Origin of the sequence: Microbacterium sp. UNCCL10 (assembly GCF_000746195.1) — a bacterium.
Classification (GTDB): domain Bacteria; phylum Actinomycetota; class Actinomycetes; order Actinomycetales; family Microbacteriaceae; genus Microbacterium; species Microbacterium saccharophilum.
The window spans coordinates 629,142-653,463 of sequence record NZ_JQKT01000007.1 but is presented as its reverse complement, the minus strand read 5'-3'; the positions used below and the strand labels follow the sequence as shown (position 1 = coordinate 653,463).

24 protein-coding genes are annotated in these 24,322 nt (G+C 72.4%); 13 read left to right on the top strand and 11 right to left on the bottom strand.

All coding sequences use genetic code 11. From position 1 onward, the window contains the following. The first annotated feature begins 21 nt into the window (after positions 1–21). Genes BR85_RS03305 through BR85_RS03280 form a run of 6 tightly spaced genes read left to right on the top strand, consistent with a single transcriptional unit; the run spans position 22 to position 6,604 of the window. Entirely contained in the window at positions 22–717 is a 696-nt protein-coding gene (locus BR85_RS03305) for an NUDIX hydrolase (RefSeq protein WP_028495240.1), read from the top strand. Further along, positions 714–2,072: a quinolinate synthase NadA gene (gene nadA / locus BR85_RS03300; protein ID WP_028495239.1), complete on the top strand. Its 1,359-nt coding sequence runs from the start codon at positions 714–716 to the stop codon at positions 2,070–2,072. The genes BR85_RS03305 and nadA overlap by 4 nt, the downstream gene beginning before the upstream one ends. Then, the gene (nadB, locus tag BR85_RS03295; RefSeq protein ID WP_028495238.1) at positions 2,069–3,631 is read left to right on the top strand and encodes an L-aspartate oxidase; all 1,563 of its coding nucleotides are present in this window, start codon (positions 2,069–2,071) and stop codon (positions 3,629–3,631) included. Before nadA ends, nadB begins: the two co-directional genes overlap by 4 nt. Next, positions 3,631–4,485: a carboxylating nicotinate-nucleotide diphosphorylase gene (gene nadC / locus BR85_RS03290; RefSeq protein WP_028495237.1), complete on the top strand. Its 855-nt coding sequence runs from the start codon at positions 3,631–3,633 to the stop codon at positions 4,483–4,485. Before nadB ends, nadC begins: the two co-directional genes overlap by 1 nt. Next, positions 4,485–5,633 carry a cysteine desulfurase family protein gene (locus tag BR85_RS03285; protein ID WP_028495236.1) on the top strand — a complete coding sequence of 383 codons (1,149 nt, stop codon included), beginning with the start codon at positions 4,485–4,487 and terminating at the stop codon, positions 5,631–5,633. Before nadC ends, BR85_RS03285 begins: the two co-directional genes overlap by 1 nt. After that, positions 5,630–6,604, top strand: coding sequence for a glycosyltransferase family 2 protein (locus tag BR85_RS03280; RefSeq protein ID WP_028495235.1), 975 nt, complete (start codon positions 5,630–5,632; stop codon positions 6,602–6,604). The genes BR85_RS03285 and BR85_RS03280 overlap by 4 nt, the downstream gene beginning before the upstream one ends. A 9-nt stretch (positions 6,605–6,613) precedes the next feature. Here BR85_RS03280 and BR85_RS03275 read toward each other — a convergent pair whose 3' ends face one another. Both BR85_RS03275 and BR85_RS03270 read right to left on the bottom strand, forming a co-directional pair. Then, positions 6,614–8,623 (bottom strand): ABC transporter ATP-binding protein, encoded by a 2,010-nt coding sequence (locus BR85_RS03275; RefSeq protein WP_028495234.1) that lies wholly within the window; start codon positions 8,621–8,623, stop codon positions 6,614–6,616. Positions 8,624–8,646: 23 nt separating this feature from the next. Beyond that, the gene (locus BR85_RS03270; RefSeq protein ID WP_028495233.1) at positions 8,647–9,288 is read right to left on the bottom strand and encodes a DUF1345 domain-containing protein; all 642 of its coding nucleotides are present in this window, start codon (positions 9,286–9,288) and stop codon (positions 8,647–8,649) included. Positions 9,289–9,404: 116 nt separating this feature from the next. On the opposite strand from BR85_RS03270, the gene BR85_RS03265 reads away from it, so the two are divergent. Next, a complete protein-coding gene (locus tag BR85_RS03265; RefSeq protein WP_028495232.1) occupies positions 9,405–10,904 on the top strand; it encodes a DHA2 family efflux MFS transporter permease subunit in 1,500 nt (499 codons plus the stop codon). Between the two features lie 65 nt (positions 10,905–10,969). Beyond that, entirely contained in the window at positions 10,970–11,548 is a 579-nt protein-coding gene (locus BR85_RS03260) for a carboxymuconolactone decarboxylase family protein (protein ID WP_028495231.1), read from the top strand. Between the two features lie 163 nt (positions 11,549–11,711). On the opposite strand, the gene BR85_RS03255 is transcribed toward BR85_RS03260, so the two are convergent. The 4 genes from BR85_RS03255 to BR85_RS03240 are packed head-to-tail and all read right to left on the bottom strand — an operon-like array spanning position 11,712 to position 14,857. Beyond that, on the bottom strand, positions 11,712–12,512 hold the full coding sequence (locus BR85_RS03255) for a DNA-formamidopyrimidine glycosylase family protein (protein WP_028495230.1): 801 nt from the start codon (positions 12,510–12,512) through the stop codon (positions 11,712–11,714). Between the two features lie 4 nt (positions 12,513–12,516). Further along, complete coding sequence (locus tag BR85_RS03250; RefSeq protein WP_028495229.1) at positions 12,517–13,494, bottom strand: cation diffusion facilitator family transporter; 978 nt, start codon at positions 13,492–13,494, stop codon at positions 12,517–12,519. Continuing rightward, positions 13,491–13,955 (bottom strand): transglycosylase SLT domain-containing protein, encoded by a 465-nt coding sequence (locus BR85_RS03245; RefSeq protein ID WP_231478560.1) that lies wholly within the window; start codon positions 13,953–13,955, stop codon positions 13,491–13,493. The genes BR85_RS03250 and BR85_RS03245 overlap by 4 nt, the downstream gene beginning before the upstream one ends. A gap of 5 nt (positions 13,956–13,960) precedes the next feature. After that, positions 13,961–14,857, bottom strand: a complete 897-nt coding sequence (locus BR85_RS03240) for an SDR family oxidoreductase (RefSeq protein WP_028495227.1) — start codon at positions 14,855–14,857, stop codon at positions 13,961–13,963. 157 nt (positions 14,858–15,014) lie between these two features. On the opposite strand from BR85_RS03240, the gene BR85_RS03235 reads away from it, so the two are divergent. Both BR85_RS03235 and BR85_RS14825 read left to right on the top strand, forming a co-directional pair. Further along, entirely contained in the window at positions 15,015–15,206 is a 192-nt protein-coding gene (locus BR85_RS03235; protein ID WP_036272191.1) for a hypothetical protein, read from the top strand. 66 nt (positions 15,207–15,272) lie between these two features. Beyond that, on the top strand, positions 15,273–16,670 hold the full coding sequence (locus tag BR85_RS14825) for an HNH endonuclease signature motif containing protein (RefSeq protein ID WP_051526128.1): 1,398 nt from the start codon (positions 15,273–15,275) through the stop codon (positions 16,668–16,670). On the opposite strand, the gene BR85_RS03225 is transcribed toward BR85_RS14825, so the two are convergent. From BR85_RS03225 to BR85_RS03210, 4 genes are read right to left on the bottom strand one after another with little or no spacing between them, the layout of a single operon-like run. Continuing rightward, positions 16,667–18,391 (bottom strand): long-chain-fatty-acid--CoA ligase, encoded by a 1,725-nt coding sequence (locus tag BR85_RS03225; RefSeq protein ID WP_028495226.1) that lies wholly within the window; start codon positions 18,389–18,391, stop codon positions 16,667–16,669. The two genes, BR85_RS14825 and BR85_RS03225, sit on opposite strands and share 4 nt — an antisense overlap. 7 nt (positions 18,392–18,398) lie before the next feature. After that, positions 18,399–18,806: an arsenate reductase ArsC gene (locus BR85_RS03220; RefSeq protein ID WP_028495225.1), complete on the bottom strand. Its 408-nt coding sequence runs from the start codon at positions 18,804–18,806 to the stop codon at positions 18,399–18,401. Then, positions 18,803–19,342: a GNAT family N-acetyltransferase gene (locus tag BR85_RS03215; protein WP_036272189.1), complete on the bottom strand. Its 540-nt coding sequence runs from the start codon at positions 19,340–19,342 to the stop codon at positions 18,803–18,805. Before BR85_RS03215 ends, BR85_RS03220 begins: the two co-directional genes overlap by 4 nt. Continuing rightward, positions 19,330–20,640 carry an NAD(P)-binding domain-containing protein gene (locus tag BR85_RS03210; protein WP_028495223.1) on the bottom strand — a complete coding sequence of 437 codons (1,311 nt, stop codon included), beginning with the start codon at positions 20,638–20,640 and terminating at the stop codon, positions 19,330–19,332. The genes BR85_RS03215 and BR85_RS03210 overlap by 13 nt, the downstream gene beginning before the upstream one ends. Positions 20,641–20,748: 108 nt before the next feature. On the opposite strand from BR85_RS03210, the gene BR85_RS03205 reads away from it, so the two are divergent. Genes BR85_RS03205 through BR85_RS03195 form a run of 3 tightly spaced genes read left to right on the top strand, consistent with a single transcriptional unit; the run spans position 20,749 to position 22,592 of the window. Continuing rightward, positions 20,749–21,099: an ArsR/SmtB family transcription factor gene (locus BR85_RS03205; protein WP_028495222.1), complete on the top strand. Its 351-nt coding sequence runs from the start codon at positions 20,749–20,751 to the stop codon at positions 21,097–21,099. A 10-nt stretch (positions 21,100–21,109) separates the two neighbouring features. Continuing rightward, positions 21,110–22,219 (top strand): ACR3 family arsenite efflux transporter, encoded by a 1,110-nt coding sequence (gene arsB, locus BR85_RS03200; RefSeq protein WP_051526231.1) that lies wholly within the window; start codon positions 21,110–21,112, stop codon positions 22,217–22,219. A 25-nt stretch (positions 22,220–22,244) separates the two neighbouring features. After that, positions 22,245–22,592, top strand: a complete 348-nt coding sequence (locus BR85_RS03195) for a LysR family transcriptional regulator (RefSeq protein ID WP_028495221.1) — start codon at positions 22,245–22,247, stop codon at positions 22,590–22,592. Between the two features lie 4 nt (positions 22,593–22,596). On the opposite strand, the gene BR85_RS03190 is transcribed toward BR85_RS03195, so the two are convergent. Further along, positions 22,597–24,258, bottom strand: coding sequence for an ABC-F family ATP-binding cassette domain-containing protein (locus tag BR85_RS03190; RefSeq protein WP_028495220.1), 1,662 nt, complete (start codon positions 24,256–24,258; stop codon positions 22,597–22,599). Positions 24,259–24,322 lie beyond the last annotated feature (64 nt).

The following is a 24,322-nucleotide window of genomic DNA, read 5'->3' as shown; positions in this document are numbered from 1 at the left end:
CGGCGATCAGTTAGGGTCACCATGACACAAACCGGCATCCGCCTGGCCGTCTCGACGGTGATCTTCAGCCTGCGCCGCCACGGCGGCGACACGCGACCCACCGTCGTCCTGCCGCTCGTCCGCCGCACGCGCGACCCGCACGAGGGCCGCTGGGCGCTCCCCGGCGGCTGGCTGGGCGCGGAGGAGAACCTCGAGGTCGCCGCCTCCCGCACCCTCCGCGAGACGACCGACCTCTCGCCCAGCTACCTCGAGCAGCTGTACGCGTTCGGCGACGCCGACCGCTCCCCCTCGCGGGTCGTGTCGATCGTGTACTGGGCGCTCGTGCGGGAGGACATCTCCCGCACCGCCTCCCCGCACAACGTCGCATGGTTCGACGCCACCGCGCTCCCCCGGCTCGCGTTCGACCACAACCAGATCGTCGGGTACGCGCTCTGGCGGCTGCGCAACAAGGTCGGCTACAGCCGCATCGCGCACGGCCTGCTCGATGACGAGTTCAGCCTCGCAGAGCTGCGCGAGGTGTACGAGGCGATCCTCGACCGGCGCCTCGACCCGGCGAACTTCCGACGCCAGGTCGAGAACTCCGGCACCCTCATCCCCACCGAGGCCTTCCGCACCGGCAGCCACCGGCCCGCCCGCCTCTACCGCTACAACCACGACGTCGAGCTGGCCGATCGCGGCCCGCTCCCCCACCGCGTTTTCCTGAAGGAACCGTCATGACCACGACACCCCTCACCCTCGACCGCCGTCCGGGGAGCACCCCCGACCCCAGCGTCGACCACGAGATCCAGGCCATCGTGGCCGGCAGCACGCTCGGCGCGACCTGCAACACCGATCTGGCCGCCGCGCCCTGGACCTTCGACGCGCGGCCCGGCTACGGTCCCGGCTCGTCCATGGGCGACGTCATCCCCACCGGCGCGCCCCGCCAGGGCGAGCTGCCCGCCGCCTACCGCGAGGCCTCCGAACCCGAGCTCGCGGAGCGCATCCGTGCCGCGAAGGCGCTCCTCGGCGACCGCGTCGTCGTGCTCGGCCACTTCTACCAGCGCGAAGAGGTCATCGTGCACGCCGACTACGTCGGCGACTCCTTCCAGCTCGCGAACGCCGCGAAGGCGCATCCCGAGGCGGAGGCCATCGTCTTCTGCGGCGTGCATTTCATGGCCGAGACCGCCGATCTGCTCTCCGGCACCGAACAGGCCGTCATCCTGCCGAACCTCGCCGCCGGCTGCTCGATGGCGGACATGGCCGACATCGACCAGGTCGAGGAGTGCTGGGAGCAGCTCGCCGATGCGCTCGGCGACCTCGACACGCCGGATGCCGAGGGGCTCCTGCCCGTCGTCCCCGTCACCTACATGAACTCCTCGGCCGCCATCAAGGGCTTCGTCGGGCGTCACGGCGGCATCGTCTGCACGTCCTCGAACGCCCGGACGGTGCTGGAGTGGGCGTTCGCGCGCGGCCGCCGGGTGCTGTTCTTCCCCGACCAGCACCTCGGCCGGAACACCGCGAAGGCCATGGGCGTGCCGCTCGAGCAGATGCCGATGTGGAACCCGCGGAAGCCGTTCGGCGGGAGCACGCCGGAGGAGCTCGCGGACAGCCGCGTGATCCTGTGGCACGGGTTCTGCTCCGTGCACCGCCGGTTCACCGTGGACCAGATCGACCAGGCGCGCGCCGAGCACCCCGGGGTCCGCGTCATCGTGCACCCCGAGTGCCCCATGGCCGTCGTCGACGCGGCCGACGAGTCCGGGTCGACCGACTACATCCGGAAGGCCATCGAGGCCGCGACGGAGCCGACGACGTTCGCGATCGGCACCGAGGTGAACCTCGTGCAGCGCCTCGCCGCCGCCCACCCGCAGCACACGATCTTCTGCCTCGACCCCGTCGTCTGCCCCTGCTCGACGATGTACCGCATCCATCCCGGCTACCTGGCGTGGGTGCTGGAAGGGCTCGTCGCCGGCGAGGTGCGCAACCGCATCACCGTCCCCGCGGACGTCGCCGAGCCCGCCCGCGTCGCCCTTGAGCGGATGCTGGCCGCCAAGCCCCCGGCAGCGCCGGCCGCCGGCTGGGAGAACGCGTCATGAGCGTGCACGTCGTCGTGGTGGGCTCCGGGATCGCCGGGCTCACGGCGGCGCTGCACGCCGCGGACGCCGGCTGCCGCGTGACGCTCGTCACGAAGGACGTCCTCGAGCACGCCAACACGCGCTTCGCGCAGGGCGGCATCGCGGGCGTCATGTTCTCCGACGACCGCGCGGAGGACCACGAGCGTGACACCCTCACCGCCGGCGCGGGTCTCGGCGACCCCGCCGCCGTGCGGGTGCTCGTCGAGGAGGGGCCCGCGCGGATCCGCGAGCTCGTCGCGCTCGGCGTCGCCTTCGACCGGGGGGCGGACGGCGAGTGGGTGAAGGGCCTGGAGGCGGCGCACTCCTACCCGCGCATCCTGCACGCCGGGGGCGACGCGACCGGGACGGCGATCGAGAAGGCGCTCGTGGCCCGCCTCCGCGGCGCCCAGGACGGCGGCCTGCGCGTCATCGAGCACGCGTTCCTCGTCGATCTCGTCGTGACCGGCGGCCGCGTCTCGGGGGTCGACCTCCTCGTCGGCGAGGCGCCCGGTCGGGCGGGTGCGCGTGCGCGGATCGACGCCGACGCGGTCGTCCTCGCCACCGGGGGCGCGGGGCAGCTCTACGCGCACACGACGAACCCGCCGGTCGCGACCGGAGACGGGATCGCGGCGGCGCTGCGGGCCGGGGCGGCGGTGGCCGACCTCGAGTTCATGCAGTTCCACCCCACGGTCCTCCCCGGCGACGAGGCGTTCCTCGTGTCCGAGGCCGTGCGCGGCGAAGGCGCGACCCTGCTCGACGACGCCGGGCGCCGCTTCACCCTCGACGCGCACCCCGACGGCGAGCTCGCGCCGCGCGACGTCGTCGCGCGCGCCATCGCGGAGCAGATGGAGCGACAGGACGGGCGCCCGGTGCGCCTGGACGCGACGCACCTGCGCGCGGACCCGGAGCAGACCGCCGCCTTCCTGGCCCGACGGTTCCCCACGATCGATGCCGCCGTCCGCGCGCGTGGCCTGGACTGGGCGCGGGAGCCGATCCCCGTCGTCCCGGCGGCGCATTACCTGATGGGCGGCGTCGCCACCGACCTCGCCGGCCGGGCGAGCCTGCCGGGCCTCTACGCCGTGGGCGAGGTCGCCCGCACCGGCGTGCACGGCGCGAATCGCCTCGCGTCGAACTCGCTCCTGGAGGGCGCCGTGTTCGGGGCGCGCACGGGCGACGTGATCGCCGCGGATGCCGCGGGCGGCGCCTGGCCCGTCCGCCCCGCCGCTGTACCGGCGGCCGTCGGCGCCACGGCCCCGGCCCGCTCCGCGCCGCCGTTCTCCCGCGCGGCGCTGCAGCACCTGCTGTGGGAGGACGCCGGCCTCGTGCGGGATGCCGACGGGCTCGCACATGCGGCATCCGTCCTGGCGGGCTGGCGCGGGGAGCACCGCGCCGCGCGCACCGAGGCCGAGCTGGAGGACGAGAACCTCCTGCTCGTCGCCGAGCACCTCGTCGCCGCGGCCGGCGCGCGGCGGGAGAGCGTCGGCGCCCATTTCCGGCGCGACACCGTCCTCGAAGCCGTCGTCCTGGAGGGGGCCGCCTGATGCTCGCCCGGGTGCAGATCGAGCGCGCCGTGGCCGCCGCCCTCGAGGAGGACGCCCCGTGGGGCGACGTCACGAGTGCGTACCTCATCCCCGAGGACGCGGTCGCGACCGCGGAGCTCGTCGCCCGCGAGGCCGGCGTCTTCAGCGGCGGCGAGGTGTTCACGGCCGCCTTCACGCTCACCGATCCGGCGACGCGGGTCGAGCTCGCGGTGCGGGACGGCGACGCGTTCGCCGCCGGCGACCGGCTCGCCTCCGTGCACGGCCCCGCCCGCGCGGTCCTCACGGCCGAGCGTGTCGCGCTGAACTTCACGCAGCGGATGAGCGGCATCGCGACGCTGACGACGCGCTACGTCGCGGAGGTCGCGCACACCGGCGCACGCATCGCCGACACCCGCAAGACGACGCCCGGACTGCGGGCGTTCGAGCGGCACGCCGTGCGCTCCGGCGGGGGGCACAACCATCGACACTCGCTGTCGGACGCCGTGATGGCCAAGGACAACCACCTCGCGGTGCTCACGGCGCGCGGGGCGTCGGTGACGCAGGCCCTGCAGGCCGCCATCGCGCGCCTGCCGCACACGACGCACGTCGAGGTGGAGGTCGACCGGCTCGACCAGATCGACGCCGTCCTCGCGGCGGGGGTGGGGACGATCATGCTCGACAACTTCTCCCTGGCGGACCTCCGCACCGGTGTGGAGCGGATCGCGGGACGCGCGACGGTCGAGGCGTCCGGCGGCGTGTCGCTGGCGACGGTCCGCGCGATCGCCGAGACGGGCGTCGACGTCATCTCCGTCGGCGCGCTGACGCACTCCGCACCGGCCCTCGACCTCGGCCTGGACGTGCGCATCGAGGCGTGATGCTCTACCTCGACCACGCCGCGACGACACCGGTCCGCCCCGAGGTGCGGGACGCGATGCTCCCCTACCTGGGCGAGCGGTTCGGCAACCCGTCGAGCCACCACACGGTGGGCGAGGCGGCCGCGGCGGCCCTCGCGGACGCCCGCGCGCACGTGGCGGCGCTGCTCGGGATGCGCGCGGGCGACGTCGTGTTCACCTCCGGCGGCACGGAGGCCAACAACCTCGCCGTGAAGGGGATCGCGATCGCCGCGGCGCTGCGGTCCGGCAGACCGGCGCACGTCGTCACGACGCCCATCGAGCATGAGTCGGTGCTCGCCTCCTGCGCCTACCTGGAGCGGGTGCACGGCTTCGCGGTGACGCGCGTGCCCGTCGACGGGCACGGCCGCGTCGACCCGGACGAGGTCGCGGGGGCGCTCCGGGATGACACCGCCCTCCTCACCGTCGGGTACGCCAACAACGAGATCGGGACGGTGCAGGACGTCGCGGGTCTCGCCGCCGTCGCCACCGGGGGACGCGTGCCGCTGCATCTGGATGCCGTGCAGGCGGCCGGCTGGCTGCCGCTGGCCGGCACCGGCGCCGACGCCCTGTCCATCGCGGGACACAAGATCGGTGCCCCGCCGGGCATCGGCGTGCTCGCGGTGCGCGGACGGATCCCCCTCGAGCCACTGCTGCACGGGGGCGGGCAGGAGCGCGAGCGCCGCAGCGGCACGGAGAACGTCGCCGGCGCCGTGGGGTTCGCCGTCGCGCTGGAGGCGGCCGAGCGCGAGCGGGCCGCGGACGCCGCACGCGTCGGCGCGCTGACGACGGCGTTCATCGCGCGGGTGCTCGACCTCGTCCCGCAGGCGCGGCTCACCGGCGACCCGGTGCGGCGGCTGCCCGGGACCGCGAGCTTCACCTTCGAGGGGACGAGCGGGGAGGCGGTGCTCCTCGAGCTCGAACGGCGCGGCGTCGTGTCCTCGAGCGGCTCGGCGTGCGCCGCGGGCAGCGACGAGCCCTCGCACGTGCTCCTCGCGCTCGGCATCCCGCCGCAGGTGGCCCAGACCGCCGTGCGCTTCACGTTCGGGCACGCGGCGGCACCGGGCGACCTCGCCGCGCCGCTGGCCGACGCGGTGGCCGCCTCCGTCGCGACGGTACGATCGGGCAGGTGAGCTCGCCCGCCGCCCCCGCCACGGTCACCGTCATCGTCCCCGGCCGCGACGTCGCCGCCTACGCGCCGGAGGCGCTGGACTCCCTCCGCGCCCAGACCTTCCCGCACTGGCGCGCGATCCTCGTCGACGACGGGTCGGCGGATGCCACCGCCGGCATCTTCGCGGCGGCGGCGGACACGGACCCCCGGTTCCGGCTCGTCCGGCACGAGCGGTCCCGCGGCCTCGGCGCCGCGCGCAACGCCGCGCTCGACCTCGTCGACACGCCTCTCGTCGCCTTCCTCGACGCCGACGACGTCCTCACCGCGACCGCGCTCGAGGTGCTCGTCGGCTCCCTCACCGCGAGCGGCAGCGACTTCGCCGTCGGGGCGTACGTGCGGCTCCGGCCGGACGACGACGGCGGGTACACCCCGGGCGTCGTGCAGCCGTGGGTGGCGGCATCCACCTCGCCGGCGCGCCAGGGGACGACGCTCGCGGAGCATCCGGAGGCATCCGGCAACATCGTCGCGTGGTCGAAGGTCAGCCGGATCGAGTTCTGGCGCCGGCACGGCCTGCGCTTCCCGGAGGGGCGCGCCTACGAGGACCAGGTCGTCGCCCAGCAGATGTACAGCGGCGCACGGGCGTTCGATGTCGTGCCGGATGTCGTCGTGCTGTGGCGCGAGCGCGCCGACGGCTCGTCGATCACGCAGCACAAGGACTATCTCGGCGTGCTGACGGACTACCTGGCGGCGATGCGGAACGGGATCGCCGTCCTCGACGCGGCGGGTCAGCGCGCCGCCGCGCGGGCGCGCGTGCGTCTCATCCTCGACATGGACGTGCCGCCGCTCATCGAGATCGCCCGCACGCACCCGGACGCGGCGTACCGGCGCCTGCTGGGGGCGTTCATCCGCGAGCTGGACGACCGCGCCGAGGAGGAGTCCGTCACCCTCGCGGACGCGTCCGCTGCGGCCCTCGCCGCCGCGCGACTGTGGTGACCGGCTCCCTCAACTGAGGTCGGGCCAGACCCGCTCGGGCAGCGGATCGGCCGCGAGCCGGACGGCGGGGGCCGCGGCGCCGTCGTCGGGCGCCTTGTCGGCGCGGCGCTCGGGATGCGGGGGCGCCGGGGCGGTCTCCTCGTAGCCCTCGATGCGCGAGGCCGCCATCTGCTGCGCGGCGAGCTCGGCGTACAGGCCGCCCCGCTCGAGGAGTTCGGCGTGCGTGCCGGACTCGACGATCTCGCCCGCCTCGATGACGTGGATGACGTCGGCGCCGATCACCGTGGACAGGCGGTGCGCGATCGAGAGGGTCGTCCGTCCCCGGGCGGCCTCCTCCAGTGCGTCCTGCACGACCCGCTCCGAGACCGTGTCCAGGGCCGAGGTGGCCTCATCCAGCAGCAGGACCGGAGGGTCCTTCAGCAGGACGCGGGCGATCGCGATGCGCTGCTTCTCCCCACCGGAGAGCCGGTAGCCGCGCTCCCCCACGACGGTGTCGTAGCCGCGCTCGAACCCGGCGATGATGTGGTGGATGTTCGCCGCGGTGCACGCGGCCTCCAGCTCCGCGTCGGTCGCATCGGGCTTGGCGTAGCGGAGGTTCTCGCGGATCGTGGCGTGGAAGAGGTACGTCTCCTGCGACACGATCCCGATGTGGTCGATGATCGACTCCTGCGTGAGGTCGCGGACGTCGGCACCCGCGAAGAGGACGGCGCCCTCCGACGCCTCGTACAGTCGCGGCGCGAGATAGAGGATCGTCGTCTTGCCTGCGCCGGACGGTCCCACGAACGCGATGTGCTCGCCGGGCTCGGCCGTGAACGAGACGCCGCCGAGCGTCGGGCGCGTCTCCGGGGCGGCATCCGGGTAGCGGAACACCACATCCCGGAACTCGATCCGTCCGATCGGCCCGGGCGCGCGGGCGACCGGGATCGCGCCCGGGCGCTCCTGGATGGCCGGGACGAGGTCGAGGTACTCGAAGATGCGGGCGAAGAGCGCGGCCGAGGTCTGGAGGTCCAGGGCCACGCGCATGAGTCCCATCAGGGGCATGAGGAGCCGCGCCTGCACGGTCGTGAAGGCGACGACGGTGCCGGCCGTCACGGCGCCCTCGCCGCCGGCGATGAGGTAGCCGGCGACCAGGTAGATGATCGCGGGGACCGAGGCCATGAGCACCTGCACGACGGCGAAGAAGCCCTGGCCGCTCATCGCGCGGCGCACCTGCAGGACGACCTGGTTGGCGTTCTCGTCCTGGTAGCGGGCCGACTCCGCCCGCTGCCGGTTGAACGCCTTGGACAACAGGATGCCGGACACGCTCAGCGTCTCCTGCGTGATGGAGGTCAGTTCCGAGAGCGACTCCTGCGTCTGCCCGGCGATGCGGGCGCGCACCTGGCCGACGCGTCGCTGCACGACGATGAGGAACGGCATGAGGATGACGGCGATGATCGTCAGCCGCCAGTCGATGATGATCATCGCGACGAGGGCCGACGCGACGGTCACGGCGTTGCCGAGGATGCTCGTCACCGTGTTCGTGAGCACGCCGGAGACGCCGCCCACGTCGTTCTGCAGGCGGGATTGGATCACGCCCGTCTTCGTGCGCGTGAAGAAGCCGAGTTCCATCGACTGCAGGTGCTCGAAGAGGCGCACCCGCAGGTCGCCCGTGACGCGGTTGCCGACGGTCGAGGTGAACCACGTCTGCGCGACGCCGAGCCCGGCCGAGAGCAGGAACAACCCGATCATGAGGAGCACGAGGCGGATGAGGAGCGGCAGGTCCGGCCCGGAGTCGTCGACGGGGAAGAGCGCGTCGTCGAAGATCCGCTGCACGATGAGCGGCGGGATGACGGCGATGGCGGCGCCCAGGATGACGAGCACCGCCGTGACGGCGATGCGCCCGAGGTAGGGGCGGAAGAGGGCGATGACACGCGGCCCGAGATCGGGCACGTGCGGCGCGTCGGCGTTGAGCTTCTTCTGCGCCGCCTCGTCGACACCGCGGAATCCGGCGCCGCGACCGCCGGGGCCTCCCATGCTCATCCGGTCAGCCTAAGCGACCGGCGTCAGCGCAGGCTCGTGACGAGATTGATCACGGTGGCGAGGATGACGGCGCCGAACAGGTACGCCAGGAGGGTCTGGGCGACGACGATGCGCCGGATGGCGTTCGTGCGGACGCTCGTGTCCGCGACCTGGTAGGTCATGCCGAGCCCGACGGAGAAGTACACGAAGTCGGAGTAGACGGGGTCCTCGTCCTGGTTGAAGTCGATGCCGCCCTCGGGCGGGGTGTAGTAGACGTGCGCGTAGCGCAGCAGGTAGTCCACCTGGATGAGCGCCCACGACGCGGCGACGGCGATCACCGCGACGCCCGCGAGCACGAAGGCGCGGGCGGGATGCGCCGAGCCGGTCTGCAGCAGCACGATGACGACCGCGCCGAGGCTCGCGAACCCGCCGATCAGGACGACGAGACGTGCGATCGGGCGGCCAGGATCCTCCGCGGTCGCGTGCGCCCGCGTGCGCACGGCATCCATCGGCCAGATCAGCACGAGCACCCAGATCACGTCGGTGAGGGCCAGCACCGACCAGCCCGCCAGGAGCGCACCCGCCCAGCCGAGCACGGGGACCAGCAGGACGGCGGCGGCCGCGCCGACGGCGAGGGCGATGAGACCGCGGACGAGCGCGGGAGAACGACGGGCCGGATGCGCCATGACCGAATGGTGGCACCCGGTGCGGGAATGCGACGTCCGACCCGGCGGTTATCGTGAGAACCCGTGCCGGATCCGGCAGGGGATCCCCGCACTTTCCGCCCGACTGGGAGGCCCTTTTGGCGACCGACACCGACACCGCCCGCCCATCGCAGGGTGTGCTGAGTCCTGAGGAGGGGCGCGTCGTCTGGCTGCTGCTGGCGGCGGCGTTCGTCGCGATCCTGAACGAGACGACGATGGGTGTCGCGATCCCGCACCTGATCGGCGACCTCGGCATCACGGCCGTCGCGGCGCAGTGGCTGACGACGGCGTTCATGCTGACGATGGCCGTCGTCATCCCGATCACGGGGTTCCTGCTGCGCCGGTTCACGACGCGTCAGGTGTTCATCGCCGCGATGAGCCTGTTCTCGCTCGGGACGCTGACGGCGCTCCTGTCCCCCGGTTTCGAGGTGCTGCTGGTCGCCCGTGTCGTGCAGGCCTCCGGCACGGCGATCATGATGCCGCTGCTGATGACCACGCTCATGACGATCGTCCCGCCGCACGCCCGCGGCCGGATGATGGGCCGCGTCTCGATCGTCATGTCGCTCGCGCCGGCGATCGGGCCGACGATGTCCGGCTTCCTGCTGGACACCCTCAGCTGGCGGTGGATCTTCGGGATCGTGCTGCCGATCGCGCTCGTCGCGCTCGCGATGGGGGCGCGGTGGATCCACAACCTCGGCCAGGCGACGCGGGCACCCATCGACGTGCTCTCGATCATCCTCTCCGCATTCGGGTTCGGCGGACTCGTCTACGGGCTCAGCCAGATCGGCGGGGCGCAGACGCACGGCGGGACGGCGGCCGAGGCGGCCGCGCAGAGCCTGTCCACCGTGTCGCTCGTCGTGTCGCTGAGCGTCGGGGTGCTCGCGCTCGCGCTCTTCGTGTGGCGTCAGCTGCTCCTGCAGCGCGTGGACGATGCCCTGCTGGATCTCCGCGTCTTCCGCAGCGGCAATTTCTCCCGCTCCATCGCGCAGATGACGCTGCTGTCGATGGCGTTCTTCGGGACCATCACGGTGCTGCCGCTGTACATGCAGAGCGTCCTGGGCATCTCCCCGCTGGAGACCGGGCTCGCCGTCCTCCCCGGGTCTTTGCTGATGGGACTCGCCGGTCCGGTCATCGGCCGCATCTACGACGCCAAGGGCACCCGCGTCCTGCTGGTGCCCGGATCTATCATCGCGATCTCGATGCTGTGGGTGTTCACGACGTTCGACGAGAACACGGCACTGTGGAGTATCATCCCCGCCCAGACCGCCCTGTCCCTCGGCCTCGCACTGTCGTTCACGCCCCTCTTCACCGCGTCGCTGGCCTCGCTCACGCCGAAGTTCTACGCGTACGGCTCGGCGATCCTCGGCACGGTGCAGCAGGTCGCCGGCGCCGCCGGCATCGCGGTCCTGGTGACCGTCATGGCCGGTGTCACGGCCGCCCAGCGCGAGGCGGGGGTCGCCGAGCAGGTCGCCGGCGCCGCCGGCGCGCACGCCGCGTTCCTGCTCTCCGCCTGTGTCGCGCTGCCGCTCCTGATCGGCGCGTTCCTCATCCGCAAGCCCGCCGACGACCTCGAGGGCGCGACACCCGCGATGCACTGACGCTCCCTCGACGCCGGGCGGCGGCGGTGGCATCCTGAGTCCCACCGATCAGGGAGGGGCAGGCGATGATCATCACGACACCGGCACCGGAGAGCGCCGACGGCCACGTGGCGGCGATGTACGCGGGCGATATCGAGACCGACGGATTCGTCTACCGGCACACGCGGGCGATGGCCGTGAACCCGGAGGCGCATGCCGCGTTCGAGGATCTCGTCCATGCGATCACGCCCTCGATCGGACCGCGCATCTACGAGCTCGTGACCCTTGCGGCCGCCGGCGCGATCGGGTCGCCGCACTGCCTGCTGGCGCACGGCCGGAAGGCGCTGCGCGGCGGGGTGATCGACGAGGAGGAGCTCATCCGGCTCGCGCGTGATCCCGAGGACGCGGAACTGGATCCCGCGGAGGTCGCCGTCATGCGCTTCGCCGTCAAGCTGTCGACGGCTGCGGGCGAGATGACGGATGCCGACAGCCAGGAGCTGCGGAATGCAGGCTTCACGGACCGGCAGATCGTCGACATCACGCTGGCGGCCGCGGCGCGGAACTACTTCAGCCGGGCCCTGCTGGCGCTGTCGGTCGACGTCGACGAGGTGCCCGGACTGACCGGGCGGGTGACGGACGCGCTGCTGTCGCCGCTGACCCGCTGAGCGGGTCGCATCACGCGGTCTGCGTCAGCTGCAGCAGCCGCCGCCGCAGCAGGAGGCGCCCTCTTCGGCGACCGTCAGGAGGTTCTTCTCGTCCGGCACGGGCTGCAGGGTCGGAGTCGGGAGGTTCGAAGTGGCCATGTCTCGATGCTACCCGGCGATCCGGTCATCGGGTCGCTTCGCACGTCGGGCAGTACTGCCACGAGGCCGCGGCATCGTGGTCGAGGATCGTGTCGCCGCACACCGGACACGTCTGTCCGCCGCGGCCGTGTACCCGCATGGCGGCGACCTTCGCCTCTTTCAGGCGGTGCGGCGGAACGCCGCGGCGTGCCGCGGCGGCGTCCCGGAGTGTCGTCGTGACCGCGCCGAAGAGGCGTTCCCGTTCTCCCTCGTCGAGCGGGGAGCCGTGGCCCAGCGGGGACAGCTTCGCGGCGTGCAGGATCTCGTCGGAGTAGGCGTTGCCGATGCCGGCCAGCGTCTCCTGTTCCTGCAGGAGGGCCTTGAGCTGCTTGCGTCGCCCCGAGACCGCGCGGTCGAGGTCGGCCTGGCCGAACGCGGGGTTGAGCGGGTCGGGACCGAGCTTGGCGAGCGCCGGCACGGAGAGCGGATCGTCCACGACGGACAGGCCGAGGGAGAGCCAGTCACCCGCGTCGGTGAGTTCCAGCAGCGCGCCGTCGAGCGGCAGACGGGCGATGACGGGTGCGTCATCGGGCGCCGCCTCCCCATCCCAGCGCGCCCAGCCGGCGCGGCCGAAGCTGATCACGAGATGCGCGGCGTCGGTCTGGAGGTCGAGGTGCTTCCCGAACCGCCGGACGCCCGTGATCGTGGCACCCGAGAGCTCCGTGAGGGGACGGTCACGCGTCTTCAGCGCGCGGAACTCGTCGAGGTCGACGGTCTCGATGCGGCGTGAGACCGCGTGCTCGGCGAGGAACTCGGCGAGCGCCTGGACCTCCGGCGACTCCGGCATGCCGTCATCCTGCCACGCGGCTGCGACGTTCGGTCTCGTCCGGGAGGTCGGTGACGGGGATGACGACGACGTCCTGCATCTTCCAGTCCATCTCGCTGATCGCATGCCGTGCGGCCTCCAGCTGCGCGACGGTGACCTTCCGTCGGTGCGGCACGACGAAGGCCTCCACATGGAAGACCTGGCCCATGTCGCGCATCCGCACGCCGGCCTCGCCGATCCACGGCTGCGCCTCGAGCGCGTCGACGATCCGCCCGATGAGCGGCTGCGCCTCGGCGTCGTCGTGCGTGCGCGCCCGCTGGTCGATGAGGTCGAGGATCGCGGAGCGCGCGTTCTTGTACCCGTCCCACACGATCCCGGCCGAGATGAACAGGGCCGCCGCGCCGTCGAGCCACCACCACCCGAGGCCGATCCCGAGGACGCCGACGACCGACGCGACCGTGGTCGTCCAGTCCGCTTTGGCCATGTCGGCATCCGCGAACAGGACCTTGTTGTGAAGGGTCGGGGCGAGCTTGGCCTTGGCATGTCCGTAGAAGAACGGCCCCACGACGATCAGGGTCATGACGGCGACCATGAACCAGCCGAGCCAGATCGTCTGGCCGAAGAGGTAGACGGTGCCGATCGCGGGGTGCTCGGCGCGCAGGAGCCCCAGGACCGACTCGACGGCGAGGCTGCCGCCGATCGCGAGCAGGGCGACGCCCGCGACGAGGTGCCCGACGCCCATCGCACGGTGGAGGCCGTAGGGGAACGCGCGGGTGGGCTTGCGGCGGATGAGGAGGAGGGCGACGAGGAAGGAGATCTGCGGGATGAGGGAGAGCATGTCCTCGATCCAGGCCGTCTTCATCGCCTGAGAGCCGCCGACGACGAAGGCGATCAGCACGATCGTGACGACCGTGTACCCGATCGTGAACCACTCCCAGCGGACCGCCGAGCGCAGAGCCCGCTGCTGCTCGGGGGGAAGATCGGTGCGCCCCATGCTCTTCATCGCCGGAGCTCCTCATCCAGATACGCCTCGAGCGCCGATTGCGTCGCGTTCTCCCCCATCGGGAGGAGGAACACGACCGGCGTGTCCTCGGCACCGTCGATGCCGGTGAAGCCACGCGTGACCGACACGCGGTCGCTCCACGGCGTCTGGTCGGTCATCCCCCCGACCGCGAGGTCGAGCGCGCCGGACTCCAGGGCGTCCACGAGCGCCTCCTCGCTGTCCACCTCCCACGTCACCTCCGCGCCGCGTGAGCGCGCGAATCCCTCGACGAGGTCGACGAGGCTCCCCGCGACATCGTCGCCGGAGACCCGGACGAGCGCGCCGCTGGGCGAGGCGCCCGCGCGGAGCGTCCCGTCCGCGTCGATGCGCGCGAGCGTGCCCTCCGGGTCGGTGGGGATGCCGCACCCGGTCAGGGCGAGCGCCAGGGAGGCGACGGCGAGGATGCGCAGCACACGCGGCACGGCGGCTACAGCCCCTTTCCGCCCGTGACGGGGAGGACGGCGCCGGACACATACGACGCGGCCTCGGACGCGAGGTAGACGTAGGCGCCCGCGAGCTCGGCGGGCTGGCCGGGGCGGCCGAGCGGCGTGTCCTTCCCGAAGCTCGCGATGCGCTCCGCGTCCCAGCCCGTCGCCGGGATGAGCGGCGTCCAGATCGGGCCCGGCGCGACGGCGTTCACGCGGATGCCCTGCTCGCCGAGCTGCTGCGCGAGCGCCTTGACGAAGGCGACCTGGGCGGCCTTCGTCATGGCGTAGTCGATGAGACCGGGCGACGGGTCGAAGGCCTGGATGGAGGACGTGACGATGATGGACGCTCCGGGAGCCAGGTGCGGGACCGCCGCGCGGGCCGTGAAGATCATGCCGTACAGGTTGGTGCGGAAGACGCGGTCGAACTCCGCCGTCTCGAGGCTCTCGAGGCTGTCCCGGTCCTTCTGGTACGCGGCGTTGAGCACGACGATGTCGAGGCCGCCGAGCGCATCGACCGTGTCGGTGACGATCCGCGTCGCGAACGACTCGTCCTGAATGTCGCCGGCGAGAGCCAGCCCCCGCCGCCCCTCGGCCTCGACGAGCGCGACCGTGTCGGCGGCATCCTCCGCTTCTTCCGGGAGGTGCACGATCGCGACGTCGGCTCCCTCGCGCGCGAAGGCGATCGCGACGGCGCGGCCGATTCCCGAGTCGCCGCCGGTGATGAGGGCCCGCCGGCCCTCGAGGCGCCCCGAGCCGGTGTAGCTGGTCTCGCCGTGGTCGGGTTCGGGCATCGTCTCGTCGGTGAGGCCGGGCTGCTCCTGCTCCTGCGCGGGGAAGCCGCCCTCGGGGTGCTTCGTGCGGGGGTCCTGCGGGGTGTCGCCGGCGGGGGTGCTCATGGGCGTTCTCCTGTGGTCGGGGGTGGCCGGGGTGGTCCGGATGTTCACGCTAGGCGTCGCCGGTGGCGCGGCGAAGGGGGTTGACGCGGCGATGTCAACCCCTCGCTGTGCGGCGGGGACCGTGCTTACGCTCGGGGCATCGAGAAGGGATCGGAAGATGCACCACGACAACGAGCAGGATCACGAACTGGAGAACGCCTCGGATGCGGAGCGGGACACCGCCGAGCCGAAGGCCGGCGGTCTCGGCGAGGACGGGACGATCCCCGCAGAGGCGGACGGCGTCGCGGCCGGTCACACGGGTGTGACCTCGACATTCGAGCCGGAGGAAGACGAGGACGCGCCGGCCTGATATCCGAGCGGTCCTCGCACGACGGATAGACGTCGGAATGTCGGAGGCCCTCCCTACCGTTGGGATATGAAGTTCTCTTCGACCGACGTGGATCCGCAGGGCGACCTGTGGAGCGACCCCGCGTTCGTCGACGAGTACCTCGCCGCGCTGTGCGACGAGGCCGACGGCCGGTTCGCCGGCCAGGCCCGCGTCCTCGGTGAACCGGACGACGGCGTCTTCGACGAGGTATGCGACTCGCCCGCGGACGGCTCGGCGCTGGCTCTCCTGGAGGATGCCGCGGTGCGGGCACGGGCCCTGAGCGCCGCGCAGGACCAGGCGATCGCCGCGATCCTGGATGACGCGGCCGCGGATCCCGGCCCGTGGGTCGGACCGGATCCGACCCTCGACCCCGCCTTCAAGCTGCCGCCGCACGACCCCGTCCACGCTTTCCGCGCGCGGCGTCGCGAGTTCGCCGTACGTGCCGCGGTCGCCGACATCGCCGTCCGACTCCGCCTCTCGGAGCTGGGCGTGCGCGGCCGTGGACACCGCGCGAGCGTGCTGCAGGAGCGCTGCCCGCAGCTGTGGTCGCTGTGCGTGGCGGGCACGGTCTCCGAGCAGAACATGGCGGCGGCCGCAGTGCTCGCCGACACCCTCCCGCCCGACGCCCCGGAAACGTGGGCAGCGTTCGACTCCACCGCGTCGCCCGCCGCCGTCTCACTCGCTCCGGGCCGCTTCCGCATGCGCGCTCGGACGATCCGTGAGCGCGTGCATCCTGAATCCCTGGAGGAACGGCATGCGCGGGCACGCGAAGACCGCGACGTCAGGCTGACTCCGCTGCTGGACGGGATGTCGCAACTCACGGCCCTTGTTCCGGCCGACAAGGGCGAGCACCTCCTGCATACGCTCGACACCGCCGCCGCGCACCTCGCGGGCGTCGACGGAGAGACGCGCACCCTCGCCCAGCTGCGGGCCGACGTACTGTGCGACCTCACGTCACCGGACGCACCCGCCGGCCCCGGCAAGCCCGCCGTGTCGGTGACGGTGCCGGTGCTGACCCTGCTGGGCGCCTCCGACGAACCCGCGACGCTCGACGGCTACGGACCGATTGATCTCGACACCGCGCGACGCCTCGCCGGCGAGGCGACCTCGTGGACCCGCATCCTCACCCACCCGATCGACGGCACGGTCCTCGACCTCGACCGCACGACGTACCGGGTCCCCGTCGCGCTCCGGCGATGGCTCGGCGTCCGCGATCCGGTCTGCATCTTCCCCGGATGCGGGCGCCCGTCCGCCGACTGCGACATCGATCACCGACAGGCCTGGGCCCACGGCGGACGGACCGCGGCCGACAACACCGCACCGCTCTGCCGGAGCCATCATCGCGTGAAGCACGAGACGCTGTGGCGTTGCGAGGAGGAATCCGGCGATCTCGTCTGGGTCAGTCCCAGCGGGCTTCGGGCCGGCGTCGATCCGCCGCCGTTCTAGGCTCCCCCGCCGCCGCCCTTCGCCTGACCCTCCAGCATCCGGTCCCGCACTTCGCGGCGAAGCACCTTGCCGATGAGCGAGCGCGGCAGGTCGTCCATCGCCACGATCCGGCGCGGGACCTTATAGGCGGCCAGGCGGGTGCGGCAGAAGTCGCGCAGCGCTTCGACGTCGAGGACCGCGCGCTCGCGCAGGACGACCGCGGCGGCGACCTCCTCGCCTCCGCTTGACCGCGGGAGCGCGACGACGGCGGCGGCCGTGACGTCCGGATGCGAATCGAGCGTCGCCTCCACCTCGCTCGGCGACACGTTGAATCCGCCCGTGATGATGAGCTCCTTGAGCCGGTCGACGATCGTGACGAAGCCGTCCGGCGACACCGAGGCGATGTCGCCCGTGCGCAGCCATCCGCCGTCGATCAGGGCCGCCTTGGTCTCCTCCTCGCGCTGCCAATACCCCTGGAACACCTGCGGCCCGCGGACCAGGAGCTCGCCGGTCTCCCCCAGGGGCCGGTCCACGGTGGGGTTCTCGGGGTCGACGACGCGGATCTCCGTGCTCGGGAACGGCACACCCACCGTGCCGGGGCGGCGTGACGGGCCCATGGGGTTGCCGACGGCGACCGGCGAGGTCTCCGTCATCCCGTACCCCTCGACGAGCAGACCTCCGGTCGCCTCCTCCCACCGGGTCACGGTCGACACGGGCAGGCTCATGGCGCCGGAGATCGCGAACCGGACGCCGGAGAGGTCGATCTTCCCACGGGACGCCGCGCGCGCCAGCTGGTCGTAGATCGGCGGCACCGCCGGGAGGAACGTCGGCGGGCTCGTCCGCGCCGCGTCGATCATGAGGTCGAGGTCGAACTTCGGGAACAGCACGAGCTTGGCGCCGATGCTCATCGCGAACGTAAGGCAGAGCGTCATCCCGTACGCGTGGAACAGCGGCAGCACGGCGTAGAAGGTCTCCTCGCCGTCGACGAGGCCCGGCACCCACGCCCGCCCCTGCATCGCGTTCGCGAGGAGGTTCGCGTGCGTGAGGATCGCACCCTTCGGCATCCCGGTCGTCCCGCTCGTGTACTGCAGCACCGCGATGTCGGAGAGCACGGGCCCGCGGACACGGCGCGACAGCCGCCGCTGGTCGACGACCCCGCTCCACGCGTGCAGGTGCTTCGCACGCGGTCGGGTGGTGAGCTGCGCCCGAGCGGTCCGCGCCTTCGGCACCGGCAGGCGCAGCGCGAGACGCGTCCCGAGCGGCAGCGCCGTCGTGAGGTCGACGCTGATGATGTGCGCCGGTCGCACGTCGTCGGGGAAGCCGGCCACCACATCCGCCGTCTTGTCCCACACGATGGCATGCCGTGCGCCGTGATCCTCGAACTGGTGGCGCAGCTCCCGTGCCGTGTAGAGGGGGTTGTGCTCCACGACGATCGCTCCCAGGCGCAGCACGGCGTAGAACGCGACGACGTGCTGCGGGCAGTTCGGCAGGACGATCGCGACGCGGTCGCCCTTCACGACGCCCAGACGCCGCAGTCCTTCCGCGGCGCGCTCGATCTGCTCACCGAGACGGGCGTAGGTCGTCGTGGCGCCGAAGTACTCCAGCGCCGTGCGCTTGCCGTACGCGCTCGCGCTCAGCGCGATCATCTCGGGAAGGGTCTGCGACGGCTCGTCGATGTCGGCGGGAACACCGTCGGCATACGCGGAGAGCCACGGCCGGTCGGCGTAGGGGGTGCGGGGCATACCCCCATCATCCTCCCGATCGCACCTCCGCGATGAGCGCCTCGACGCGCCGGCGGATCTCGTCGCGGATCGGGCGGACGGCGTCGATCCCCTGTCCGGCGGGGTCGTCGAGCTCCCAGTCCTCGTAGCGCTTGCCGGGGAAGATCGGGCACGCGTCGCCGCAGCCCATCGTGATGACGACGTCCGATTCGCGGACGGCATCCACCGTCAGGATCTTCGGCGCCTGCCCGGCGATGTCGATCCCCTCCTCGGCCATCGCCTGCACGGCGACGGGGTTGATCTGGTCCTTCGGCTCCGAGCCGGCGGACAGCACCTCGACGTCGTCGCCGGCGAGCGCGCGCAGGTAGCCGGCGGCCATCTGCGAGCGACCGGCGTTGTGGACGCAGACGAAGAGGACGGTGGGCTTGTCGGTCATGAGGTCTCCTGGTGAGGGTCGGTGCGCTGTTCGGCGCGGCGGCGTTCGATGAGGATGGTGTCCCGCCACGTCCCGGCGTGGGGGCCGCGTACGGAGCGGGCGATCCGATCGCGCCGGCCCACCACGCGGAACCCGGCGGACTCGTGCAGTCGCAGACTCGCGGCGTTCTCGGGGAAGATGCTCGACTGGATCGTCCATACGCCCAACTCCTCCGCCGCCGCGACGAACGCTGCCAGCAGGAGCCGCCCGACCCCCTGCCCGCGGGCAGCGCGATCAACGTAGACGGAGTGCTCGATCACGCCGCGGTACGCCTCGCGGGCCGAGACGACGGACGCCGCCGCCCAGCCCTGCACGCGGTCGTGTTCGTCGACGGCGACGAGGCGGGGCGCCGCCAGCCGGCCGGCATCGAAGTCGTCCCACGTCGGGGGGTCCGACTCGAACGTCGCCTCGCCCTCCTCGATCCCCTGCCGGTAGATGTCTTCGACGCGTTCCCAGTCCGCACGCCTCATCGTCCGCACACGGATCACGAGCAGCATCCGCCGGCCTGGTCGGTGGAGCACACGCCGGTCGCGGGGAGCGTCAGCGTCACGGTGGATGCCGCGGCGGTGTCGCCGGCGAGCCATGCGACGACGGAGCGCACCTGCTCGTACCCCGTGGCCAGCAGGAAGGTCGGCGCCCGCCCGTAGGACTTCATCCCCACGATGAAGAACCCGCGCTCGGGGTGCGTGAGCTCACGGAATCCGTGCGGCTCGACGGTGCCGCACGAGTGCACGTTCGGGTCGATGAGCGGAGCCAGGCGCTTCGGCGCCTCGACGATGTCGTCGAGGTCGAGCCGGACCTCGCGGAGCATATCCAGATCGGGGCGGAAGCCCGTCGCGTTCACGATGACGTCGGTCTGGTGCCGCACGAGCTCACCGCGTCGGCGTCCGATCAGCACGGCGGCGTCGCCGTCGCGCTCCGCGCGGAGGATCTCGAACCCGTCCAGCACCGCGATCTCCCCGCGCGCCGCCGCCCGGTCGACCCGGCTGCCGAGGTGGGCACGCCCGGCGAGCTCGTCGTCGGGCGAGGACGACACGCGCACCGCCCGTGCGCCCCGGATGAGCCACGTCACCGTCGTCCCCGGCTCGTCGCGCGCCAGCCTCACGAGGGCGAGCAGCGTGTTGGCGGCGGAGTGCCCGGCGCCCACGACCGTGACGCGGCGGCCGGCGAACGTCGCGCGGTCGCCGTCGAGCACGTCGGGCAGCGCCGCCGTGACGCGGTCGGCGATCGCGTCCAACCCCAGCAGGTCGAGTCCGTTCGAGGACAGCGGGTTCGGTGAGGTGTACGTCCCCGACGCGTCGATCACGGCGCGCGCCGTCTCCTCGGTGACCGCTCCGGATGCGTCGCGCAGCCGGAGCACGAACGGCGTCGCCGCGCGGGCGCGGGTACGGGTGCGGTCCATCCCCTCGCGGGCGACGGCGACGACCTCGACGCCGGTGCGGATGCGGCGCTTCATCTCGTCGACCTGGGAGAGCGGGACGAGGTACTGCTCGACGAGCTCCGTCCCGGTGGGCGCCCGTTCCGGTGTCGGGAGCACCCACCCGCCGGCCGCGAGCAGGCGATGCGATGCCGGGTCGACGAGGTGCTTCCACGGGGAGAAGAGCCGGATGTGACCCCACGCGCGGACGCTCGCGGCGACGTCGTCGCCCGCCTCGTACACGACGACGTCGATTCCGCGCTCGAGGAGGTTCGCGGCCGCGGCGAGGCCGATCGGCCCGGCGCCGATGACCGCGACGGGAAGGGTCGCCAGCCGGTCGCCGGTGGCGACACGGGGGGTGAGATCGAGCAGGGTCATGCGGACTCCGAAAAGACAGGAAAGGGACACGAAGAGGACATCGATGGTCTTCGATGTCCAGTTCTACCCGGGGTATCGACAGTTGTCAATATCGACTAGCATCAATGCATGGTCACCCTCGAATTGACGGACATCACCGCGGCGACGTGCAGCGCTCCGCTGCTGCGGGAGCCGCTGTCAGCCGACGAGGCGGAGACGCTCGCGAAGACGATGAAGGCCCTCGCCGACCCCGCCCGGCTGCGCCTCCTGTCGATCGTGGCCGCGTCGAAGGACGCCGAGGCGTGCGTGTGCGATCTCATCGAGCCGCTCGGGCTCAGCCAGCCGACGGTCTCGCACCACCTCAAGATCCTCACGACCGCCGGGTTCCTCACGCGCAGCAAGCGCGGCACGTGGGCCTACTTCGCCCTCGTGCCGGGTGCCATCGACCGCGTGGCGCACGTGCTCTCGACGCCGGCCTGAAGTGCGGGCGATGAGCACGATCTCCGCCCGTCCGGCGCGCCTCGGGCCGCTGGACCGTTTCCTGCCGGTCTGGATCCTCCTCGCGATGGGCGTCGGCATCGCCCTGGCCGTCTTCGCGCCGGGTTTCGGCGACCTGCTGCACGCGGCATCCATCGGGTCGGTCAGCATCCCGATCGCCATCGGCCTACTGGTCATGATGTACCCCGTGCTCGCGAAGGTGCGGTACTCGGATGCCGCCGTGATCGCCCGCGACCGTCGGCTGCTCGTCACCTCGCTCGTCCTGAACTGGCTCATCGGGCCGGCCCTCATGTTCGCCCTCGCGTGGCTGCTCCTGCCCGACCTGCCCGAGTACCGCACGGGCCTCATCATCGTGGGGCTCGCGCGGTGCATCGCGATGGTGCTGATCTGGAACGATCTCGCGTGCGGCGACCGTGAGGCGGCGGCGTTCCTCGTCGCGCTCAACTCCGTCTTCCAGGTGCTCGCGTTCTCGGCGCTGGGCTGGTTCTACCTTCAGGTGCTCCCGACCTGGCTCGGCCTGCCGACGACGAGCGCGGAGTTCTCGGTGTGGGCGATCACCGTCAGCGTCCTCGTCTTCCTGGGTGTTCCGCTCCTCGCGGGGTACCTGTCCCGGACCCTCGGCGAGCGCCGGCGCGGTCGCGACTGGTACGAATCGGTGTTCCTGCCGAAGGTGACCCCGCTGGCGCTCGGCGGGCTGCTCTTCACGATCGTGATGCTCTTCGCGCTGCAGGGCGAGCAGGTGATCGCGCGGCCGCTCGACGTCGCGCGCATCGCGCTGCCCCTGCTGGCGTACTTCGCGGCCATGTTCCTCGTCGGATTCCTCACGGGTCGGCTCGCCGGTCTCGGCTACGAGCGCACCGCGACCCTCGCCTTCACCGCAGCGGGGAACAACTTCGAGCTCGCCATCGCGGTGGCGATCGGCACCTTCGGCGCCACGAGCGGCCAGGCGCTCGCCGGGATCGTGGGTCCGCTCATCGAGGTGCCGGTGCTCGTCGGGCTCGTCTACGTCGCGCTGTGGCTGCGTCCGCGCCTGTTCCCCGGCGGACCGTCCGAGCCGGGAGCGGAATCGCCCGCCGTGGGAACGCCTATCCTGAGCAGGTGACGACCGCCGACCCGAGGAACGCCCCGTGAACATCACCGCGCTCACGCGTTTCGTCGCCGCCGCCGAGGAGCTGCACTTCCCGCGCGCGGCGCAGGCCCTCGGCATCCCCCTGCCCGCGCTCTACTCCTCGATCGACAAGCTCGAGGCGGAGGTCGGCCACGCCCTCTTCACGCGGGACGGCGCCACCCCGCGGCTGACCCCCGCCGGCACGCTCCTCCTCGTCGAGGCGAAGGAGCGGATCGCGGCGGAGCCCGCACCGGAGCAGAAGCCGACCGCGCCCGCAGGCGGGAAGGCGAAGGCGTCGAAGGGGAAGGGGCGCGCACCGGTCGTCAAGGGACAGCCGAAGCCGTACAAGAAGCGCCAGGGGCGCTGACCGCCTACAGCTCGGTCACCCGCCCGGACTCGACGCGCCAGTGGCGGTCGGTGCGCACGGTCTCCAGCATCCGCCGGTCGTGCGTGACGAGCAGCAGCGTCCCCTCGTACGTCTCCAGCGCCTCTTCGAGCTGCTCGATCGCCGGGAGATCGAGGTGGTTCGTGGGCTCGTCGAGCACCAGCAGATTGACGCCGCGCGCCTGCAGGAGGGCCAGTCCCGCCCGCGTCCGCTCCCCCGGCGACAGCTCGTCGACCGGCCGGGTCACATGGTCGGCCTTGAGCCCGAACTTCGCCAGCAGGGTGCGCACCTCGGCGGAGGGCATCTCGGGGACGGCGGCCTCGAACGCGTCGGCGAGCGGCCGGGCGCCTGCCAGCAGGGAGCGGGCCTGGTCGATCTCGCCGATCTGCACGCTCGCGCCGAGACCCGCCGTTCCCTCGTCCGGCGCCTGCTGGCCGAGGAGCGCCCGCAGCAGGGTCGACTTGCCGGCGCCGTTGGGCCCCGTGATGCCGATGCGCTCCCCCGCGTTGACCTGCAGCGAGACGGGGCCGAGCGTGAAGGAGCCCTGCCGGAGCACGGCGCCGCTCAGCGTCGAGACGACCGAGCTGGAACGCGGCGCGGAGCCGATCGTGAACTGGAGCTGCCACTCCTTGCGCGGTTCGTCCACCTCGTCGAGGCGGGCGATGCGGCTCTCCATCTGGCGCACCTTCTGCGCCTGCTTCTCGCTGGATTCCGTCGCGGCCTTGCGGCGGATCTTGTCGTTGTCCGGCGACTTCTTCATCGCGTTGCGCACGCCCTGGCTCGACCATTCCCGCTGCACCCGCGCACGCGCCACGAGGTCGGCCTTCTTGTCGGCGAACTCGTCGTACTTCTCCCGGGCGTGCCGGCGGAGCGTCGCGCGCTCCTCCAGGTACGAGTCGTAGCCACCCCCGAAGACGCGGTTCGAGCCCTGGGCGATATCGAGTTCCAGGACGCGCGTGACGCACCGGGCGAGGAACTCGCGGTCATGGCTGACGAGCACGACCCCGCCGCGGAGTCCGCGCACGAACGCTTCGAGGCGCTCGAGCCCGTCGAGGTCGAGGTCGTTGGTGGGCTCGTCGAGGAGGACGATGTCGAAGCGGGAGAGAAGGAGGGCGGCAAGACCCACGCGGGCCGCCTGCCCGCCGGAGAGGGAGGTCATCAGCGCGTCGGCCGGGTCGTCGCCGAGGTCGAGCCCGAGGTCGGCCAGCACGACGGGGAGGCGTTCGTCGAGGTCGGCGGCACCGCTCGCGAGCCACCGGTCCAGCGCCGTCGAGTAGGCGTCCGCGGGGTCGACACCGGGCGCGGCCAGGGCGGGGTCGCCGAGTGCCGCCGCTGCGGCATCCATGTCCTTCGTCGCGTCCGCGCAGCCCGTCCGGCGCGCGATGTACGCCGCGACGGTCTCTCCCGCGAGGCGCTCGTGCTCCTGGGGAAGCCAGCCGACGAACGCGTCCGCCGGGGCGAGCGACACCGTGCCGCCCTGCGGCTCGTCGACGCCGCCCAGCAGCCGCAGCAGCGTGGACTTGCCGGCTCCGTTCGCGCCGACGACCCCGATGACGTCGCCGGGGGCGACCGTGAGGTCGAGCCGGTCGAAGAGGGTGCGGTGACCGTACCCGCCGGCCAGGCTCTGCGCCACGAGTGTTGCGGACATCCCTCCATCCTCCCATCGAGGGTGGCGGGGCCCTGCCATCCCCGCCCCCGCCTGTCAAGGCGGG